Annotated in this window: 18 protein-coding genes; 7 read left to right on the top strand and 11 right to left on the bottom strand. The window is 72.1% G+C overall.

Annotated elements, in window-relative coordinates; translation table 11 throughout:
* Positions 1-5 precede the first annotated feature (5 nt).
* The gene (locus JL106_RS16310) at positions 6-1,061 is read left to right on the top strand and encodes a DNA polymerase domain-containing protein (RefSeq protein ID WP_205261803.1); all 1,056 of its coding nucleotides are present in this window, start codon (positions 6-8) and stop codon (positions 1,059-1,061) included.
* 6 nt (positions 1,062-1,067) lie between these two features.
* On the opposite strand, the gene JL106_RS16305 is transcribed toward JL106_RS16310, so the two are convergent.
* The 5 genes from JL106_RS16305 to JL106_RS16285 all read right to left on the bottom strand — a co-directional run bounded on the left by JL106_RS16305 (position 1,068) and on the right by JL106_RS16285 (position 5,368).
* Complete coding sequence (locus tag JL106_RS16305; RefSeq protein WP_205261802.1) at positions 1,068-2,141, bottom strand: Kiwa anti-phage protein KwaB-like domain-containing protein; 1,074 nt, start codon at positions 2,139-2,141, stop codon at positions 1,068-1,070.
* Positions 2,138-2,698, bottom strand: a complete 561-nt coding sequence (locus JL106_RS16300; RefSeq protein ID WP_205261801.1) for a hypothetical protein — start codon at positions 2,696-2,698, stop codon at positions 2,138-2,140. The genes JL106_RS16305 and JL106_RS16300 overlap by 4 nt, the downstream gene beginning before the upstream one ends.
* Positions 2,699-2,758: 60 nt before the next feature.
* A complete protein-coding gene (locus tag JL106_RS16295; RefSeq protein ID WP_205261800.1) occupies positions 2,759-3,448 on the bottom strand; it encodes an LON peptidase substrate-binding domain-containing protein in 690 nt (229 codons plus the stop codon).
* Between the two features lie 111 nt (positions 3,449-3,559).
* On the bottom strand, positions 3,560-3,772 hold the full coding sequence (locus tag JL106_RS16290) for a hypothetical protein (protein ID WP_205261799.1): 213 nt from the start codon (positions 3,770-3,772) through the stop codon (positions 3,560-3,562).
* Positions 3,773-3,877: 105 nt separating this feature from the next.
* Complete coding sequence (locus JL106_RS16285; RefSeq protein WP_205261798.1) at positions 3,878-5,368, bottom strand: glutamate decarboxylase; 1,491 nt, start codon at positions 5,366-5,368, stop codon at positions 3,878-3,880.
* Between the two features lie 135 nt (positions 5,369-5,503).
* Here JL106_RS16285 and JL106_RS16280 point away from each other — a divergent pair, with 135 nt between their 5' ends.
* Entirely contained in the window at positions 5,504-5,872 is a 369-nt protein-coding gene (locus JL106_RS16280; RefSeq protein ID WP_205261797.1) for a hypothetical protein, read from the top strand.
* Between the two features lie 47 nt (positions 5,873-5,919).
* Here JL106_RS16280 and JL106_RS16275 read toward each other — a convergent pair whose 3' ends face one another.
* Complete coding sequence (locus JL106_RS16275; RefSeq protein ID WP_205261796.1) at positions 5,920-6,540, bottom strand: Dps family protein; 621 nt, start codon at positions 6,538-6,540, stop codon at positions 5,920-5,922.
* A 419-nt stretch (positions 6,541-6,959) separates the two neighbouring features.
* Here JL106_RS16275 and JL106_RS16270 point away from each other — a divergent pair, with 419 nt between their 5' ends.
* The gene (locus JL106_RS16270; protein ID WP_328842545.1) at positions 6,960-8,222 is read left to right on the top strand and encodes a CaiB/BaiF CoA transferase family protein; all 1,263 of its coding nucleotides are present in this window, start codon (positions 6,960-6,962) and stop codon (positions 8,220-8,222) included.
* Here JL106_RS16270 and JL106_RS16265 read toward each other — a convergent pair.
* Positions 8,182-9,534, bottom strand: a complete 1,353-nt coding sequence (locus JL106_RS16265) for a glycosyltransferase 87 family protein (protein ID WP_205261795.1) — start codon at positions 9,532-9,534, stop codon at positions 8,182-8,184. The two genes, JL106_RS16270 and JL106_RS16265, sit on opposite strands and share 41 nt — an antisense overlap.
* Before the next feature lie 347 nt (positions 9,535-9,881).
* The gene (gene trmB, locus JL106_RS16260; RefSeq protein WP_328842544.1) at positions 9,882-10,619 is read right to left on the bottom strand and encodes a tRNA (guanosine(46)-N7)-methyltransferase TrmB; all 738 of its coding nucleotides are present in this window, start codon (positions 10,617-10,619) and stop codon (positions 9,882-9,884) included.
* 98 nt (positions 10,620-10,717) lie between these two features.
* On the opposite strand from trmB, the gene JL106_RS16255 reads away from it, so the two are divergent.
* The gene (locus JL106_RS16255; protein WP_205261794.1) at positions 10,718-11,311 is read left to right on the top strand and encodes an alpha/beta hydrolase family protein; all 594 of its coding nucleotides are present in this window, start codon (positions 10,718-10,720) and stop codon (positions 11,309-11,311) included.
* 7 nt (positions 11,312-11,318) lie between these two features.
* On the opposite strand, the gene JL106_RS16250 is transcribed toward JL106_RS16255, so the two are convergent.
* Complete coding sequence (locus tag JL106_RS16250) at positions 11,319-12,074, bottom strand: hypothetical protein (protein WP_205261793.1); 756 nt, start codon at positions 12,072-12,074, stop codon at positions 11,319-11,321.
* On the bottom strand, positions 12,071-13,027 hold the full coding sequence (locus tag JL106_RS16245) for an ABC transporter ATP-binding protein (protein ID WP_205261792.1): 957 nt from the start codon (positions 13,025-13,027) through the stop codon (positions 12,071-12,073). The genes JL106_RS16250 and JL106_RS16245 overlap by 4 nt, the downstream gene beginning before the upstream one ends.
* A 916-nt stretch (positions 13,028-13,943) precedes the next feature.
* Between JL106_RS16245 and JL106_RS16240 the strand changes: the two genes are divergently transcribed.
* Positions 13,944-15,830 carry a phosphoenolpyruvate carboxykinase (GTP) gene (locus JL106_RS16240; protein ID WP_205261791.1) on the top strand — a complete coding sequence of 629 codons (1,887 nt, stop codon included), beginning with the start codon at positions 13,944-13,946 and terminating at the stop codon, positions 15,828-15,830.
* Positions 15,831-15,957: 127 nt separating this feature from the next.
* Here JL106_RS16240 and JL106_RS16235 read toward each other — a convergent pair whose 3' ends face one another.
* Entirely contained in the window at positions 15,958-16,689 is a 732-nt protein-coding gene (locus JL106_RS16235) for an SRPBCC family protein (RefSeq protein WP_205261790.1), read from the bottom strand.
* A gap of 297 nt (positions 16,690-16,986) precedes the next feature.
* On the opposite strand from JL106_RS16235, the gene pdhA reads away from it, so the two are divergent.
* Together pdhA and JL106_RS16225 are read left to right on the top strand one after the other, a co-directional pair.
* On the top strand, positions 16,987-18,135 hold the full coding sequence (gene pdhA, locus JL106_RS16230) for a pyruvate dehydrogenase (acetyl-transferring) E1 component subunit alpha (protein WP_205261936.1): 1,149 nt from the start codon (positions 16,987-16,989) through the stop codon (positions 18,133-18,135).
* Positions 18,132-19,157, top strand: a complete 1,026-nt coding sequence (locus JL106_RS16225; protein WP_205261789.1) for an alpha-ketoacid dehydrogenase subunit beta — start codon at positions 18,132-18,134, stop codon at positions 19,155-19,157. Before pdhA ends, JL106_RS16225 begins: the two co-directional genes overlap by 4 nt.

The raw sequence follows: 19,157 nt of genomic DNA, 5'->3' as shown, positions 1-19,157 counted from the left end.
CCACCATGGCCGGCCGCCGCGATGCACCCGGGACGTCGGGCACCACCGTGCCCGATCCCGACCAGGTCCCGCTCACCAGCCTGGACGCGCCGCTGTTCGACGGTGCGGACGTGACCAAGGGCGGGCTCGTCGACTACCTCGACGCGGTGGCCGACGTGCTGCTGCCGGTGCTGCGGGACCGGCCGCTGTCGGTGATCCGGGCCCGTCCGGGGCAGCCGCCGTTCATGCAGAAGAACACCCCGGCGTCGGCCCCGGCCTGGATCGTCACCCACGCCCAGTGGGCGCAGGCGTCCCGCCGGGAGATCCGGTTCCCGCTCTGCCAGGACCGCAGCACCCTGCGCTGGCTGGCCAACCAGCGGGCCATCGAGTACCACGTGCCGCTGTACCGGGTGGACGAACCGGCGACCGCAGCCGTGCCGGACGCCGGCTGGCCGCCCACGCCCGACCAACTGGTGCTCGATCTGGACCCGCCGGGCGGTGCGCCGTTCGCCGCGGTGGTGCGGGCGGCGCACGCCGTGCACGCCGCGCTGGACGAGGTGGGGCTGGCCGCCGCGGTGAAGACGAGCGGCTCCTCCGGGGTGCACGTGGTGGTCCCGCTCGACGGCACCCTCGACGCCGAGGCTGCGGCGGCCGCGACCCGGGCCCTGGCCGTTCGCACCGAGCGGATCGATCCGGAGGCGTGCACCACCGCCTACGTCCTGACCGAACGGCACGGCAAGGTCTTCATCGACGCGACCCGGTCCGGCGGGGCGACCGTCGCCGCCGTCTACAGCCCGCGGGGCCGCCCGGGGCTGCCGGTGTCGTTCCCGGTGTCGTGGTCCGAGCTGGACGGCATCACCCCGGCCGACTTCACCGTCGCGACCGCCCCGGCCCGGGTCGCCGCGCACGGCGGGGACCCGTGGGCCGAGCTGATGCCGGCGCCGCAGCGGATCCCGGACGAGGTGGTCACCGAGGGCCGGGCCATCCCGGTCGCCCGGGTGCAGGCGATGCACGAGGGCAAGCGCCGCGCCCGCGCCCGGCGGGCCGCGACCGACGGCTCGGCCCCACCCGGCGAGGGCTGACCTGTCTCACAGCGCCGTCTTGGAATTGGCCTCGTAGTCGGTGTCGGTCAGCCGCGAGTGAAGGTAGTCGTCGTCGAGCAGCTTGAGCAGTGACCACCGCTGCTGCGCCCCGGGGTCGAAGACCAGCCGCGGAGCCGGCCCGGTCCGGTCGACCAGGACGTCGATGTGTGGATTGGCGTGCAGGAAGACCAGGATCCGCTCGATCCGCATCGCGTCGGCGAACCGCGGTTCGGCCAGCTTGGCGCCGATGCTGGTGAGTTTGCGCATCATGTTCAGGTCGGACAGGCATGCCGCCTGCAGCGCCTCGGCGCCGATGATGGGCAGGCGGGCGAAGGTGGCCTCGTAGACCGCCGCCGCGCTGGCCCGGAGCTGCTCGAGTGCGCCGAACAGCCGCTCGTAGGCGGTGGCCGACGACATCAGCGCGGTGCCCCCGGTGACCATGACCCGGAACGACCGGTCGACGATCAGCGGGTCGCCGGTCAACCCGTCGAACCGCTCACCCGACCAGAAGGCGACCAGCCGGCGCGACGAGGTGAGCGCCTGCTCGGGTGCGAAACCCTGGTAGAGCCGGGCGATGTCGGCCCCCGAGGCGGACCGGATGCGGACCACCAGCAGGTTGCGCCGGCCGAACTCCAGGTTCCGGTCGTACTGGGCCGTGCTGTCCGCCCGGGTGCGTTCGTCCAGCGCCGCCACCGCCGGATCGAGCGGGGCGAACACCCACTGTCCGCCGGACGGCGCGAACCCCGGTCGGGCCGGCACCAGCTCGGCGCCGGCCGCGTCGGCGCCGGTCTCGATGACCACCTCCCGCAACTGCGCGGCGAACTGGGCGTCGATCGGAGCCTCGAACACCCGGGGATCCGCGGTCCGGTGGTCGGTGACCAGCAGCAGGGTCACCGCCAGGCGATCGGCGTCCGGTCCGGTCAGCTCGGCCAGGGCGGCCTGCAGCCGGTCCGCGGCCAGGTCCTCGGAGGGCACGTCGGGGAGTCGGGCCGCGGGCGGGGTGCGCGCGTCGGACGACTCCGGGATCGGCGCGGTCGGTCGGCTCGGTGCGTCCGGCGTGGACGCGACCAGGTCGGTCATGCTGCCTCCCGGGTGATGCGGCGGGTGGGTCGTTGGACGGCGATCCAGCCGCCGAGGAGCACCAGGTCGATCACCTGGCCCGGCGCCAGGTGCCACGCCCGGCTCAGCACCAGCACCATCCCGCGGTCGCGTCGGGTCAGCTCGAAGACCCGGAAGCCGAGCAGGGCGAGCAGCGGGTTGGCGAAGTACAGGTCGTTGCGCAGGTACAGCGCCGCGATCAGCACCAGATACACGGCCAGTGCCCAGCGGTGGGTCGGCGGCGCGGTCTCGCTGACGAAGAACGGCACCACGTAGGTGGCGAAGAACCGCAATGCCTCACCTTCGCGCGGCTTGGCCTCGTAGACCTGCTCCGGGGTGGCGTTGCGACGGGGGATGACCACGAAGATGAACAGCACCGTGAACCCCACCCCGGCCACGCACACCGCGGCCATCGCCCACCGCACCACCGGCTGCTGGAACGAGTCGAGGATGGCCAGGAGCAGGAGCAGGGGGGCGTAGGCCGCCGCCAGCATCAGCAGGCGGACGGCCAAGGAGGGGCGGAAGGCGGCTCGTCGCACACCGGGAACGGTAGGCGGCACCCCCGACAGCCGGCCCGGTCCGGACCAGCCCCGGCCGGGTCAGTTGGCGCTGTAGTGCACCCGCGGCAGCTCGACGCCGGCCCGCGCGCCCAGGTGCCGCAGCAGGCCGATCTCCCGGCGCAGCAGCCGGACCTGCAGGTGCAGCAGCTCGTCGACGGTACCGGTCGCCAGCATCTGCTGCTTGTCGGTCACGTCGACCACCAGGGCCCGGGCCACCGCCCAGGCCAGCGCTTCCGGTTCGGTCGGCGGATGCGGACCGGTGTCGCCGCTCACGCCCTCGGCCCGGCCGAGCGCCTCCCGGTAGTCGGCCAGCAGTCGGACCACCTGGGGCACCAGGGCGTGCGCGGCCGGGCCGGCGGCGCCGTCCGGGACGCGGATGTCGACCTGCGCGCTCAGCAGCCCGTCGGGGGCGACCTCATGGGTGCCCGCGCGGAGCCGGAACCGCGACCGTCCGCCCACCACGATGTCGAACCGGCCGTCCGGCCGGACGACCACCCGGCGCAGATCGGCGACACAGCCGGTGTCGAACAGGTCGGTGTGCCCGTCCAGGTCGCCGACCTCCCGGCCGGCCCGGATGGCGACGATGCCGAACCAGCGCGTTCCCTCGGGCTGCTCGAGCAGCTCGGTGATCATCCGCCGGTACCGCTGCTCGAAGACGTGCAGCGGCAGCAGCGTGCCGGGGAACAGCACCATGCCCAGCGGGAACACCGGAAGTCGGACGGACCCCATGGATCTCAGGGTAACGAGCAGGAGCCACCGGATCGCGGGACGACGCGGTGATCGACCTGCGCATCCGGTCCCGGGCCTCCCGCCGCGTCGCAGGCTCGCGGGCTCGCGGCGTCAGCGCTCCGGAGCGAGCGTGCGGACCAGTTCGGCGATCTCGCGCTTGACCGCGCGATCGTCCTCGGCGCCGCGGCCGACGAGCGACTCGGCGAGCTCGTCGAGCTCGTCGACGAGCTGCCGGTGCCGGGCGGGGGAGGCCCGATCCGCCTCCCGGCGGACCTCAACGAGCAGCTGGCGGATCTCCTCGGTCGTGCGATCACCTGCGTGCACGTGGCCGCACCCTCCTCCGGCGTCCCGCCGGGCGATCGTCGGCCCCGTGGGCCGTTCCTGCCGGTCAGGATGCCGGACCGGCACCGTCCTGGATACCCGCGGCGATCAGTGCCGGAATGCGCTCGGCCCGCTCATCGTCGCGCCGGTGGCGGCCCCGCCGCCGATCGACCGGGCGTCCGCGTCCAGTTCGCGCACCACGGCTCGCAGGTCGTCCAGGAACGACTCGGCCAGGTCCCGGGTGAAGCCGTTGCGGCAGACCACGCGGAGCACGGCCAGGTCCTCCCGGTGCTCGGGGAACGTGTAGGCCGGCACCTGCCAGCCGCGCTCACGCAGCCGCCGGGACACCGCGAACACGTCCCAGCCCCGGACGTCGTCGCCGGTGGTGAACGCGAAGACGGGCAGCTCGTCGCCCCGGGTGAGCAACCGGAACTGCGCCATCTGCTCGATCGAGGCGGACAGCGAGGTCGCCACGTCCCGGGCCGCCTGCTGCACCTGCCGGTAGCCCTGCCGGCCCAGGCGGAAGAAGTTGTAGTACTGCGCGATCACCTCGGAGCCGGGCCGGGAGAAGTTGAGCGCGAAGGTGGGCATGCTGCCACCCAGGTAGTTCACGTCGAACACCAGCTCGTGCGGGAGTGCGTCGGTGTCCCGCCACAGCACCCAGCCGACTCCCGGGTAGACCAGGCCGTACTTGTGGCCCGAGGTGTTGATCGACGCGACCCGGGGCAGCCGGAAGTCCCACTCCAGCTCCGGGTCCAGGAACGGGGCGACCATGGCGCCCGACGCTCCGTCCACGTGGACGGGGACGTCCGGGCCGCCGCCGGCGGCGAGGGCGTCCAGTGCGGCGCAGATCCCGGCGACCGGTTCATAGCTGCCGTCGAAGGTGGAGCCGAGCACGGCGACGACCCCGATGGTGTTCGCGTCGCAGGCCGCGGCCGCGGTGGCGGCGTCCAGGTGGAACCGGTCGCCCTCCATCGGGACGATCCGGGGCTCGACGTCCCAGTACCGGCAGAACTTCTCCCAGCAGACCTGCACGTCGGCGCCCATCACCAGGTTCGGCACCCGGTCAGGCCCACCGCCGCCCGGCCCGATGCCGTGGCGGGCGGCCCACCGCCGCTTGAGGGCCAGCCCGGCGAGCACGCCGGCCTCGCTCGAGCCGGTGGTCGAGCAACCGACCACACGGTGCGGGTCGGGCGCGTGCCAGAGGTCGCCGAGGATGGCCACGCAGCGCTGCTCGATCGCGGCGGTCTGCGGGTACTCGTCCTTGTCGATCATGTTCTTGTCGGCCGACTCCGCCATCAGCCGAGCCGCCTGGGGTTCCATCCACGTGGTGACGAAGGTGGCCAGGTTCAGCCGGGCGTTGCCGTCGCGCATGAGTTCGTCCGAGACGACCTGGTAGGCGACGTCGGCCGGCACCGGGTCATCGGCCAGCCGGTGGTGCGGTGGCCGGATCCGCGCGGCCCCGGCCGGATCGCCGAGCCCGATGATCGGGTTGACCCGCGGTGCGGCGGCGGGCAACGGCGGGACACCGGACCCGGACGACCCGGACGTCGCTGTGGGTCTCGCGGCGGCCGGCGGTTCGGCGCTGTGCAGAGGCATGCGGTCAGTGTGGACGGCGGACAGTGACCAGGCCATGACTGAGAGTCGATCTCTCGGCGTGTGATCTGTGCCGGCCCGTTCCAGGTCACACCGATGCGACACGATCTGCCGGTTTTTCAGACGCAGGATGAAAAAGTGAGGAAGAAGCGTCAAGACTCGATCATGCGGTGGCTGGCCGCGTCGGCCATCGACTGCGCCGAGCGGCGGCTGCCCCCGGTCGTGGCCCGCAGCCGGATGCTCACCGTCCTCGACCGTGTTGACGACACCACCCGCGCCGAGGTCACGGACGCGGCCATCGCGCTGATCGCCGACCTGCCCGGTCCGCCGTCGTTGCCGGCGCTGGAGGCCGAGCGGTACGACCGCTGGCAGACCCTGCTGGGCGGCCGCACCGTCGGTGAACAGCTCGGCGATCTGTTGACCGCCCGCGTGCGGCTGCTCGAGCTGCGTGATCACCTGGCCTCGACGCGAGCCAGCCGGTCGACCCGTTCGGGGTCGACCGGCTGAGTCGTGCCGGGAGTCCGGAACGACCGACGCCGCCCCGGACCGATGGGTCAGCTGGTGGAGGAGGCCGACGTCGAGTCCTGGCCGTTCACGCCGGCCGACTCGTCGCTGAACTCCTCGCCGGCCACGGCCGCGTCGGACTCGGTGGTCAACCCGGCGGTGGCCAGGGAGCCCGAGGCCGACTCCAGGTGGGCCCGGATGAACCAGTGGAACAGCTCGATCTGGTGCAGCTGCCCGACCAGCAGGTCGTTGGTGACGGTGTCGGACTCCTCGGTGTCCTCGGCCGCCTTGCGGTGGTCCTCGATCACGCCCTGGTAGACGACGTCCAGCGCGCCCAGGTGGGCGATGGTGTCGGCCCGGTCGATGGAGTAGTCGCTCCAGGTGCGGCCCTCGACGATGGCGCCGGGGGTGCCCTTGGGCGAGAGGCCCAGGGTGGCGATCCGCTCGGCGATCTCGTCGGCGTAGCCGCGGATCACCTCGACCTGCGGGTCGATCATCTCGTGCACCGAGATGAAGTGTGGCCCGACCACGTTCCAGTGCACGTGCTTGAGGGTCAGGTGCAGGTCGTTCATCGCGTTGAGCCGCTGCTGCAGGATGGCTGCCACCTTGCCGCCGACCTCGGGGGTCAGGGACGGGACGGTGTAGCGGGGGAGCGGCTGTCGCTTGGCCATGACGGGATGTCCTCCTCGAGTGCTCGCCTGACGCCGGGGCCGGACGGCCCGGGGGCGCCCGTGCCACACGATGCGGCGACGGTGGTGTTCGACGGTGTCGGTTCGTCGGTGCTGTCCATCGGGGACGTCCCCCGGGCCGCGGGCGTGCCGCGACCCCGGGCGACCGCGCCCCTCGGGCATCACCTTCTCACTGTGCCAGTGCCCCGCGCGCCCGGCGGCAAACACCGGGGCCCGATCGTGACGACGGACCTGGCAGGATCGGAGCCCCACGACGGGACGCGGCGGCGTGGCCGCACTCACCCAGGCCCGGACCCGGGCCGAACCCGCGACGGCGCAGCTCGGCGACCGTTCCGCGGGGCCATCCGGCAACGCCCGCCGAATCGTGTTCGGTGGGCGTTCCAGCAGGTGCGGAGGACAGCGTGACAGCAGTGGACGACCAGGCTCCGGTGATCGGGAGCGGACCGCTGAGCGACGTGACGGTGGTCGACCTGACCCGGGCCCTCGCCGGCCCGCACGCGGCCATGATGCTCGCCGACCTGGGTGCCCGGGTGATCAAGGTGGAGACCCCCGGCAACGGGGACGACACCCGCGGCTGGGGACCGCCGTTCGTCGGCCCGCCGGGCGCCACCGGCGAACTGACCCGTGCCGAGGACGGCACCTCGCCGGAGGACCTGGTCGCGACGTACTTCCTGTCCTGCAACCGCAACAAGGAGTCGATCACCCTCGATCTCAAGAGCGAGGCCGGCAAGTCCGCGCTCACCGAGCTCATCCGACGCAGCGACGTGCTCATGGAGAACTTCCGGCCGGGCGTGCTCGACCGGCTGGGCTTCCCGATGGAGGTGCTGGACCAGCTCAACCCGCGCCTGGTCGTGCTGTCGATCTCCGGCTTCGGGCACGACGGGCCGCAGGGCGGCCGCGCCGGCTACGACCAGATCGCCCAGGGCGAGGCCGGGCTCATGTCGATGACCGGCCCGGCGGCCGACGAACCGACCAAGGTCGGCGTGCCGATCTCCGACGTGGTGTCGGGCATGTACGGCGCCTACGGCGTGCTGGCCGCCCTGCACGAGCGGGCCCGGACCGGCCGAGGACGCGTGGTGCGCACCTCGCTGCTGGCCGGCGTCGTCGGCGTGCACGCCTACCAGGGCACCCGGTGGACGGTGGCCAAGGAGGTCCCGGTGGCCGAGGGCAACCACCACCCGGCCATCTGCCCGTACGGCCTGTTCCACTCCTCGGACGGCACCGTGCAGATCGCCGTCGGGTCCGAGGGGCTGTGGCAGCGGTTCGCGCCGGCCTTCGGCCTGCCGGTGGACGCGCCGGGCTTCGCCAGCAACAGCCAGCGGGTGGCCAACAAGATCGCCGTCCGCGCCGCCGTCGAGGACGCCTTCGGTCGGTTCACCACCGCCGAACTGCTGGCCCGGCTCAACGAGGTGGGCGTGCCCAGCGGGGAGGTGAAGAACCTGCAGCAGGTCTACGAGTGGGACCAGACCCGCTCGCAGGGGCTGGTCATCGAGGTCGACCATCCGACCCTGGGTCCGGTCGAGCTGCCCGGTCCGCCGCTGCGGTTCTTCGACAGCGACGGCAGTGAGTGGACCCGCCGGCACACCGCCCCACCGATGCTGGGGCAGCACACCGAGGCCGTGCTCAGCTGGCTGGCCGAACCGCAGCCGACCGCGCGGGACTGATCGCCGGCTCGACCCGGGCCCGGGTCCCCGTCGGCAGCAGCAGCACGGCGGCCAGCACCCAGAACATGGGCAGGCTGCCGAGCAGGATGGCGACGGGCCCCCGGTCGGAGTAGTCCACGTCCGGGAGGTGGAACAGGATCCGGGTGTCGCACCCCCAGATCAGCACCCCGGTCAGCACCAACGCGACCGGACCGGCTAGCCCGCGCAGCTGCCGCCCGGTGGGGCCACGCCCGGCCTGCCGCTGCGCGGCGAGGTCGACGGCCGACCGGACGAGCCAGGCGCCCAGGATGATCACCGCGGGCAGGGCCCAGACGATGTGGTGCGGCCAGCTCACCGGGCTGATCAGCACGCCGACCAGGCCGGTGAGGGTGATCGCCAGCAGCCGGTCGTCCGCCGCGATCGCGAGGCGGATCCGCCAGGCGCCGACGGCCAGCACCAGCAGCGACAGCGCGATCCACACCGCGGTGCTCGGCGGCTCCGGCGCGGTGAAGCGCGCCAGCAACCCGTTGATGGACTGGTTGGCGCTGGAGCCGACGAACCCGACGCGGCCGTTGTCGAAGAGCAGGGACGTGAAGAACCGCCACGACTCGGCCGAGGCCACCGCGGCGGCCAGCAGGGTGACCGCCGCCGCGCTGACGACCGCGGTGATGAGCGGTCGCCAGTGCCGGCCCAGCAACAGGTACAGCAGGAAGATGCCCGGGGTCAGCTTGATGGCCAGCGCCAGTCCGACCCCGATGCCGGCGAACCGGCTGCCGCGGGGCACCAGGACCAGCAGGTCGACCAGCACGAGCAGCATCAGGAAGGCGTTCACCTGACCGAACCCGATCGTCTGCCGCATCGGCTCGAGCAGGAACGCGACCGCGGTGACCAGGCCGATCACCATCGGCCACAGCCCACGGGGCAGGCTGATCCGCTCGCGCAGCAGCAGCCCGACACACGCTGCGGTGGCCAGCACGATGAGCGTCACGGTGATGGCCGACACCACGTCGAACGGCAGGGCGGCCATCGGTGCCATCAGGACGGCGGCCACCGGCGGGTAGGTGAAGCCGAGCGAGATGTTGACCGGGTCCGGCTGGGCGTAGTCGTACAGCTCGTTGCCCGCGGTCCAGAAGTTGACGGCTCGGTAGTAGATGGCCAGGTCGAACTGGTGGTGGTGGGGTCCGACGACGACGTGCGCCCACCAGTAGACGGCCAGCGCGGCCAGCGCGGTGGTGAGCACGGTGACCGACACCCGGCCCGGTCGGGACAGCCCGGTCCACCAGCCCGACAGCCGGGCCAACGGTGCTGAGGCAGCGCGTTCCAGGGTCGTCACGTCGGCCATTGTGACATTCGTGCGAATTCTTCCCGGGAACGCTTGACCAATTCGAGACGATGCGGGAGAGAACGACCAGGAATGCCGGAGGACCTCGGTGTCCGGCGGCGCGTGCGGCGGGACGGTGCCGTTCCCGTCCCGGCTCGGCACGCATCCACGGGGCGGGAGTCGTTGTCGGACAACCGCTCCGGACGGCCCCGCCGCCGACGGTTCGGTCGCGACGACCGTCATCGGAAAGTCGACCGATGGTCAAACAGTGGTCAAGCGGCCATGGGAGAACGGTGAGAGTGATCGTCCGCCGGTGACCATCATCACGACGACGCAACCGGCGGGGGTGCGGACGACGATCAGCGGCGGACGAACTCCAGATCGAAGATCTCCCGGCCCTCGGCCAGGCCGCGGCGCTCGAACCGGGTGCGCGGTCGGAAGGTCGGGCGCGGCGCCCAGCCCGAGGCGGCGTTGCGCAGTTCGTCGGTGGCCGAGCAGGCGGCGAGCATCTGGGCGGCGTACGGGGCCCAGTCGGTGGCCAGCCTGAAGGTGCCGCCCGGCGCGAGGCGGGAGGCCACCAGCTCGGTGAAGTCCGGCGTGACCAGCCGGCGCTTCAGGTGCCGGGTCTTCGGCCAGGGGTCCGGGAAGAACAGCCACACCTCGAACAGCGAGTCCGGCCGGATGAGGTCGGTGAGCACCGCGACGCCGTCGCCGCGGATGATCCGGACGGTGTCGACACCGGCCCGCGCCAGGTGGTGCATGGTCTGGGCCACGCCCGGCTTGTAGACCTCGACGGCCAGGAGGTTGACGTCCGGCCGGACCGCGGCCATGGCTGCGGTCGACTCGCCCATGCCCGAGCCGATCTCCAGCACCAGCGGCGCCGGGCGGCCGAACAGCTCGACCTGGTCGGCCTCGTCCAGCGGGCGGTCGAACTGGGCGGCCTCGCGGTACCAGCGGTCGGCGTGCGCGTCGAAGGCGCGCCGCTGCACGTCGTTCAGCCGGCCACCCCGCGGGTGGAAGCTGACCACCCGCCGGAACTCCGGGGGGCGGCCGTCGGCGAGCGCGATGCTGCTGGGATGGATACGGGCGTCCTGCACCGCCGAAGGGTATCGGCCGGCCGGGAGCGATCCGGTCAGCTCGGCGGGCGATCCCCGGGGCGGTGTGATGATCGGGCGGGCCTGACGGAGGGAGTCCGATGACGACCGAGCGTGTGCCTCCACCGAGAGGACTGCTGCTCACCCCGGGTGCCGGCGCGGACCGGCACCACCACACGCTGCTGGCGGTGGAGCGGGCCGTCCTCGACGCCATCGGACTGCCGGTGGCCAGGATCGACTTCCCGTACCGGCTGGCCGGACGGCGGGCGCCCGACCGTCCGCCGGTGGCGATCGCCCACCTCGAGGCCGAGGCCGGGCGGCTGGCCGACGAGTGGGGCTGTGGGGTGGAGCACCTGGTGCTCGGCGGCCGTTCGTTCGGTGGCCGGATGTGCTCGATGGCCGTGGCCCAGGGTCTGCCGGCCGCCGGCCTGGCCCTGCTCAGCTACCCGCTGCACCCGCCGGGCAAGCCGGACCGGCTGCGGGTCGAGCACTTCGGAGATCTGCGGGTGCCGGTGCTCTTCGTGGGCGGGGACCGGGACCCGTTCGGCAGCCCGGCCGAGTTCGACGCCCGTGTCCCGGCCATCCCGGGGCCGGTGACGCAGCAGTGGCTGCCCGGCGCCCACGACGTCCGCGGGCAGGATGCTGCCGTCGCGGACGCCGTGGTGCGCTGGATGACCGGGCTGATCGGTTCCTGACCAGAGGTCAGGCGTCCCGACGGTTCAGCACGATCAGGCTGATCACCCACAGCACGATGCCGGTGGCCAGGAAGACGAGCAGTCCCTGGACCGCCGTGGGCCCGCTCTGGCCGATGTTGAACATGCCACCGGCGCCGCCGTCGGTCGGCGAGACGAACTTCGCCCCCGCGGTGAACGGCATCCACGGCTGGATGTCCGGCCCGATGTTCGGGATCAGCTGGATGAGCGACTCGATGAGCAGCGGCCAGAGCAGCACGATGGCGATCGCCCCGGCCGACTGCCGCACCAGGATGCCGACCGCCACCGCGATGATCGCGCCGATGGCGAACAGGGCGGCGTGTCCGGCCACCATCCGCCACTGCTCGCCGGTCTCCAGGACCAGCGGCTCCTCCGGGAAGGTGGCCAGCGTCTTGGTCAGGAAGAAGGCGAGGAAGGCCGCGATCAGGCCGACCACCGCGCCGAGCACGACCAGCAGCACGGTCTTGGCCACGAGGGTCCGGACTCGCTGCGGCACGGCCAGGAACGTGGTGCGGATGGTGCCGAACCGGTACTCGGTGGTCACCGCCAGCACGGCCAGCACCATGAAGACGGACAGGCCGAGCTGCAGTCCGATCTGGGACAGGAAGACCGTCGCCTCACGACCCTGTTCGGCCAGGCCGAAGATCAGCGCGAAGCCGACGGCGGCGACCAGGATCAGCGCCAGGCACCAGTACGGCGAGCGGGTCGTGAACAGCTTGATGCGTTCGACGTTGATCAGGGTCATCGGGTCACCGGTCCGGGGGTCGGGACCGCCGGGGCGGTCGGGGCGGCCGGGGGACGGTCGGTGCTGTACTCCACCGACTCGCCGGTGATCTGCATGAACGCCTCTTCGAGCGAGCCCTGTTGCGACGCCAGCTCGTGCAGCACGGCGCCGGCACCGGCGGCCAGTTCGCCGATCTGCTCGATGGGCAGACCGCGGACGGACGCCGCCTCGCCGTCGGGCACCACGGTGGCGCCGTTGCGCTGCAGCAGCGCGGCCAGGTCGGCCAGCTGCGGGCTCCGCACCCGGACGGTCGACTCGGTGGACCGGCTGATGAAGTCGGCCGTGCTCATCGCCGCGATCAGCTTGCCGCGGCCGATGACCACGAGATGATCGGCGGTGAGTGCCATCTCGGACAGCAGGTGGGACGAGACGAGCACCGTCCGGCCCTGCGCGGCCAGACTCTTCATGAACGTGCGGATCCAGTGGATGCCCTCGGGATCGAGGCCGTTGACCGGCTCGTCGAAGAGCAGCACCTGCGGATCGCCGAGCAGCGCCGAGGCCAGGCCGAGCCGTTGCTTCATGCCGAGGGAGAACTGGCCGGCGTTCTTCTTGCCCACCTGGGTCAGCCCGACCAGGTCGAGCACCTCACCGACGCGGGCCCGGGGCAGCTTGTTGGACGCGGCCAGGAACTGCAGGTGCGCGCGGGCCGAGCGGTTCGGGTGGATCCAGTTGGCGTCGAGCAGAGCGCCGATCTTGGTCAGCGGCCGCCGGAGCTGTGAGTACGGCTGCCCGTCGATGAGCGCCGTGCCCCGGGTCGGGTTGTCCAGCCCGAGGATCATCCGCATCGTCGTCGACTTGCCCGCGCCGTTGGGACCGAGGAAGCCGGTGACGGTCCCCGGTTCGACCCGGAAGGTCAGATCGTCGACGGCCACAGTCCGTCCGTACACCTTGGTCAAGCCGTTCACCTCGATCACGGCGCTCCCCCCTGACCGACCCGACCGACCGGGAGTCCCGGTGGTGCCAGCGACACGGTGCGCTCCTTCCCCGGCCCGCAGGCCGGTGCTCGCTGCGACGCACCGGACGGTCCGGGCGTGCGATCACTGTGTCCTGGTCGCCGTCGGTGCAGCGTCAGTCCGTTCCCCTGACCGGCCCCGGAATGCACCCGGAACGCGACTCGGGGTCGTCCCCCGATCGGCGACGTGCGCGGTCAGCACGCTACCGGCGCCGTCCGACGGGCACCCGGGTGCGACCGTCCCCGGGCGCGCCGACCTGGCTCGGGGGCGGCCGGAAATGCGCGCCGGAAATGACCGGTGCCCGTCCGGGAATGCATTCCGCATTCACCGGCGCGGATCGATGATCTCGGCAACCCCGAGCCGATGTGGTCGACCAGTCGGTCGCGGGGCGGAATCCCTGCCCGGTGATCGGGGATCGTCCCGGTCGCGCCCGGCGGGAGCGCGGTGCGGCCGGCGGATCGTCCCCGGCCGGCGCCGCGATCGGCCTGCCCGTCGGATCGGGGCAGGTCGCGGCGTGCTCCGTCACTCGGGGTCCGTCCGTCGGCCGGCCCGTCCCCGGTGGCCGTTCAACTCGAGTTCATGAGTGGTCAACCAGCCGGATCATGATCCGACGCGTTCACCCGCCCACGAGCAGTGGCCAACATTTCTCAACACGAGGTGCGATGAACCACATCGCAAGTGCTCAACTTTCACGATTCTGTGGCCTGGCTTACTCACTTCCGGGGGCGACGCGGCGCGCTGATCTGGTTAATCTCTGGCATTCCCTGATCCCGCAACGACGCGTGGCCAGGTCCGTCCCTTCCCAGGCGACGGTCCGCTTCCTCCGCGCAACCCGTGGACCCGGATCCGCCGCCAGACCACGCAGGAGTTGATGTCCATGACGTCCGTGCTCTCCGGGGCCACCCAGGACGACCGCGCGGCCCAGGATCGTCCGGATCCGTTGGCGCCCGATCTGCTGGCCTGGATCCAGGAGGTCGCGGCGCTCACCACTCCCGACCGGATCGTGTTCGTCACCGGTTCGGACGCCGAGTGGCAGGAACTGACCGAGAAGCTGGTCGCGGCGGGCACGTTCCGCCCGGTGGCCGGCATGCCGAACTCCTGGCACGCGCTGTCGGACCCGGCGGACGTCGCCCGGGTCGAGGACCGCACCTTCATCTGCTCCGAGCGTCCGCAGGACGCGGGTCCCACCAACAACTGGATGGACCCGACCGAGATGAAGGAGCTGCTGACGCCGCTGTTCCGCGGTGCGATGCGCGGCCGGACCATGTACGTGATGCCGTACTGCATGGGCCCGGAGACGGCCGCCAGCCCCAAGCTGGGCGTGGAGATCACCGACTCCGAGTACGTCGTCGCCTCGATGCGCGTGATGACCCGCGTCGGTGACCGGGCGCTGGCCCTGATCAACAAGGGCCACACCTGGGTCAAGGGCCTGCACTCGCTCGGCGCTCCGCTCGAGGCCGACCAGGCCGACGTGGCATGGCCGTGCAACGAGACCAAGTACATCGTCCACTTCCCCGAGGAGCGGTCGATCTGGTCGTACGGGTCGGGCTACGGCGGCAACGCCCTGCTCGGCAAGAAGTGCTACTCGCTGCGCATCGCCTCGGTGATGGCCCGCGACGAGGGCTGGCTGGCCGAGCACATGCTCATCCTCAAGCTGACCTCGCCGTCGAACACCACGCACTACGTCGCGGCCGCCTTCCCGAGCGCCTGCGGCAAGACCAACCTGGCCATGCTGGAGCCGACCATCCCGGGCTGGAAGGTCGAGACCCTGGGCGACGACATCGCCTGGATGACCTTCGGCAAGGACGGCCGGCTCTACGCGGTGAACCCGGAGGCCGGCCTGTTCGGCGTCGCCCCCGGCACCGGTTGGAACACCAACCCGAACGCCATGCGGGCCATCGAGGCCGGCAACTCGGTCTTCACCAACGTCGCCGCGACCGATGACGGTGGCGTGTGGTGGGAGGGCATGACCGACGAGCCGCCGGCCCACCTGACCGACTGGAAGGGCCGCGACTGGACCCCGTCCGGCGTGGACGCCGACGGCAACGAGCTGGCGTCCGCCGGGCAGCCGGCGGCCCACCCGAACTCGCGGTTCTGCACCCCGATCACCCAGGTACCGATCCTGGCCGACGAGTACTTCGAGCCGGTCGGTGTCCCGATCTCGGCCATCCTGTTCGGCGGGCGCCGCAAGACGACGATCCCTCTGGTCAGCGAGGCCCGCGACTGGCAGCACGGTGTCTTCATGGGTGCCACGCTGTCCAGCGAGACGACCGCCGCGGCCACCGGCGCGGTGGGTGTGGTCCGGCGCGACCCGATGGCCATGCTGCCGTTCATCGGCTACAACGCCGGTGACTACTTCCAGCACTGGATCAACGTCGGCAAGGGCGCGGACGCGACCAAGCTGCCGAAGATCTTCTACGTGAACTGGTTCCGGCGGGACGCCGACGGCGGGTTCCTGTGGCCGGGGTTCGGCGAGAACTCGCGCGTGCTGAAGTGGATCATCGAGCGGCTGGACGGTGCCGCCACGGCCGAGGAGACCGCGATCGGCTACGTTCCGGCCGAGGGCGCCCTGGACATCGACGGTCTCGACGTCACCCCCGATCAGCTGGCCGCCGCGCTCGCCGTGGAGCCGGAGGAGTGGCGGCAGGAGCTCCCGCTGATCGAGGAGTGGTTCGCCAAGATCGGCGACAGCGTGCCCAGCTCGCTGCGCGACGAGCTCGACGCGCTGAAGCTGCGGCTGGCGGAGGCCACCCCGCGCGGCTGACCTCGCGACCGGTGATCCGGCCCGTCAGGACGCTCCGGCGTCCCGGCGGGCCGGACCCGTCTGCGCGGTGTGGTCTCCCCGCGATCAGGACCGACCGCGGTCAGGACCGGGCGTCCGGTCCACGCGTTCAGTCCTGCAGCTCGTCCGTCCCGCCGGCTGTGCGGGACGAGCGCTTGAACAGCTTGCGCAGCAGCAGTGCGCCGACGACGGCCGACACGGCCGGGACGACCACGGAGAGCAGGGACGGGCCCTCTGGGGCGTGCGACAGCGCGGGGGCGCGATGCCCGGCGAGGGCGCGCGAGGTGTGCGTCGGGTGGTGTGCGGCCCGCTCGGCCGCGGCCCGCTCCTGGGCGGCGATGCGGGCCGCGACCTCGTTGGGGTCGACGACATCGACGAGCTCGGCACCGCCGGCGGCCCGGCCGACCAGCTTGTTGGACAGGCAGTCGGCGAAGCGGCCGATCAGCTGGTTGCTCGCGCGGACCAGCATCGGGCCGGTGATGCGGCCGGCCCGGCCGGTGAGGGACAGGGTGGTGACCAGGTCGATCGCCGTCCGGTTCGGCGCCAGTGCGGTGGCCGACGCCCGGACCAGCACGACCGCCTCGGTCGCCGCGCCGGCCGTGCCGGTGGCCTCGACGCGGACCCGGTGGGTCTGGGCGTCGTGCTCGACGACCCGGCCCTCGCCACGGAACGTCTGCCGCACCGGCCCGAACTTCACCTTGAGCGAGCCCTGGAACGCGGAGCCCTGGACCTTGTCCACCGTGGCACCCGGCAGGCAGGGCAGCGCCTGACCGATGTCCGACAGGGTGTCCCAGGCCCGGTCGATGCCGACCGGCAGCTCGAACCGGTGCTCCAGCTCCACGACAGCCTCCACGGTCCGTCCGAGTCGATCGGCCGCTGCATCCGGCCGCTCACCGATCGTAGGCGGACGGCGGGACCGCCCGACGACCGCCCGCGGCGGCGGTCGGGCAGCTCCGGGGCCGACTGTCGCACCTCCGACAGTAGGAGGTGGCCTGGGTCACGTCGGTGCCCGGTTCGTGCCACCATCGGGACGATCGACGTGGTGAGGAGTCCGGTGCAGGCGAAGACGACGGCAGTGGAAGCGGTGCAGCAGGCCTCGCGGCGGGTGGAGGTCGCCGGCGTGCCCGGCACCGCGGTCATGTCCGGGCTGCGGGCGGTGGCCGCGGACGTGGAGTCGGTGCAGCTGCTCTCCCCGGAGGGCGAACGCGTCGAGCACCCGCGCTTCGCGCTGGACATCAGCGCCGAGGAGCTGCGCGGTCTGTACCGGGACATGGTCCTGGTGCGCCGGTTCGACCGGGAGGGCAACGCGCTGCAACGGCAGGGCCAGCTCAGCCTGTGGGCGCCCTTGCTCGGTCAGGAGGCGGCTCAGGTCGGCTCCGGTCGGGCCATGAGGCCCCGCGACGTGGCGTTCCCGTCCTACCGGGAGCACGGCGTGGCATGGTGCCGGGGCGTGGACCCCACCGAGCTGCTCAGCCTGTTCCGGGGCACCGAGCACTGCGGCTGGGATCCGCGGGCGACCGGCTTCTGGCCGTACACGATCGTCATCGGCAACCAGGTGCTCAACGCCACCGGGTACGCGATGGGTCAGCGGCTCGACGGGGCACTCGGGCACGACCACGATGCCGACTCCGGCGAGGCGACCGTCGTCTACTTCGGGGACGGCGCCACCAGCCAGGGCGATGTGCACGAGGGCATGGTGTTCGCCGCGTCCTTCGACGCCCCGATCGTCTTCTTCTGCCAGAACAACCAGTGGGCCATCTCCCACCCGGTGGAACGGCAGTCGCGCGTCCCGCTGTACCGGCGGGCGAGCGGGTACGGCTTCCCGGGCATCCGGGTGGACGGCAACGACGTGCTGGCCGTGCTGGCGGTGACCCGGTGGGCGCTGCAGGAGTGCCGCAGCGGCAACGGCCCGGTGATGATCGAGGCGTTCACCTACCGGATGGACGCGCACACCACCTCCGACGATCCGTCCAGGTACCGGCTGGCCGACGAGCAGGAGGCCTGGAAGCTGCTCGATCCGATCGAGCGGGTCCGCGTCCACCTCAGTCGCACCGGCCAGGCCGACCGGGAGTTCTTCGACCAGGTCGACCGGGACGCCGACGAGCTGGCCGCCCGGTTCCGGGCTCACTGCCTGACGCTCGCCGATCCGCCGCTGGAGCGGATCTACTCGCACGTGTTCGTCGAGCCGACCGAGCAGCTGGAACGACAACTGGCCGACGACCGACGGTTCGTGGCGCTGGACGAGGCCGTGCCGATGAACGTGTCGACGCAGGGAGGGCACCGATGACGAGCATCGTGACCGCCGGGGACCCGCAGTCGGACGTCGCCCCGAGCACCTTCGCCAAGGCGCTGAACGACGCCCTGCGCACCGCCATGGAGCGGGACGACCGAGTGCTCGTGCTGGGTGAGGACGTCGGCCGGCTCGGCGGTGTGTTCCGGGTGACCGACGGCCTGCAGAAGGACTTCGGTGAGCACCGGGTCATCGACACCCCGCTGGCCGAGTCCGGGATCATCGGCACCGCAGTGGGTCTCGCGTACCGCGGGTACCGGCCGGTGACCGAGATCCAGTTCGACGGCTTCGTCTGGCCCGGGTTCGACCAGATCGTGTCCCAGGTGGCCAAGGTGTCGTACCGGTCCCAGGGCAAGCTGCGGGTCCCGATGGTCATCCGGGTGCCGTACGGCGGCGGGATCGGTGCCGTGGAGCACCACTCGGAGTCGCCCGAGTCGATCTTCTGCCACGTCGCCGGGATCCGGGTGGTCAGCCCGGCCACCCCGCAGGACGGGTACGACATGCTGCTCGAGGCCATCGCCTGCGACGACCCGGTGGTGTTCTTCGAGCCGAAGCGGCGGTACTGGGAGAAGGCCCCCGTGCAGCGGGACACCCGGTCGTCCGGGTCGGTGCCCACGACGTTCTCCAGCCTGGTCCGGCGTGCGGGCAGCGACGTCACCGTCGTCACGTACGGCCCCAGCGTGAAGACGGTGCTGGCCGCGGCCGAGGCGGCGGCGGCCGACGACGTGGCCGTCGAGGTGATCGATCTGCGCACCCTGTCGCCGTTGGACCTGGGGCCGGTGCTGGAGTCGGTGCGCCACACCGGACGTCTGGTGGTGGTGTCCGAGGCTCCGCTGGAGGCGTCGATCACCTCCGAGGTGGCCGCCCGGGTGACCGAGGAGGCCTTCTACTCGCTCGCCGCGCCGGTGCAGCGGGTCGGCGGTTCCGACACTCCGTACCCGCCCAGTCGCGTGGAACCGCTCTACCTTCCCGGTGTCGACCGCGTGCTGGACGCGATCGACCGGGTGCTGGACTCCTGA

Origin of the sequence: Nakamurella leprariae (assembly GCF_016918035.1) — a bacterium.
Classification (GTDB): Bacteria; Actinomycetota; Actinomycetes; order Mycobacteriales; family Nakamurellaceae; genus Nakamurella; species Nakamurella leprariae.
Note: the sequence above shows the minus strand (reverse complement) of the source record. Positions and strands in the feature narration are given on the sequence as shown.

Coding starts and splice junctions, on each gene's coding strand:
- JL106_RS16310 (WP_205261803.1), top strand. CDS start 6: ATGGCCGGCCGCCGCGATGCACCCGGGACGTCGGGCACCACCGTGCCC.
- JL106_RS16305 (WP_205261802.1), bottom strand. CDS start 2,141: ATGACCGACCTGGTCGCGTCCACGCCGGACGCACCGAGCCGACCGACC.
- JL106_RS16295 (WP_205261800.1), bottom strand. CDS start 3,448: ATGGGGTCCGTCCGACTTCCGGTGTTCCCGCTGGGCATGGTGCTGTTC.
- JL106_RS16285 (WP_205261798.1), bottom strand. CDS start 5,368: ATGCCTCTGCACAGCGCCGAACCGCCGGCCGCCGCGAGACCCACAGCG.
- JL106_RS16275 (WP_205261796.1), bottom strand. CDS start 6,540: ATGGCCAAGCGACAGCCGCTCCCCCGCTACACCGTCCCGTCCCTGACC.
- JL106_RS16255 (WP_205261794.1), top strand. CDS start 10,718: ATGACGACCGAGCGTGTGCCTCCACCGAGAGGACTGCTGCTCACCCCG.
- JL106_RS16250 (WP_205261793.1), bottom strand. CDS start 12,074: ATGACCCTGATCAACGTCGAACGCATCAAGCTGTTCACGACCCGCTCG.
- JL106_RS16240 (WP_205261791.1), top strand. CDS start 13,944: ATGACGTCCGTGCTCTCCGGGGCCACCCAGGACGACCGCGCGGCCCAG.
- pdhA (WP_205261936.1), top strand. CDS start 16,987: ATGTCCGGGCTGCGGGCGGTGGCCGCGGACGTGGAGTCGGTGCAGCTG.
- JL106_RS16225 (WP_205261789.1), top strand. CDS start 18,132: ATGACGAGCATCGTGACCGCCGGGGACCCGCAGTCGGACGTCGCCCCG.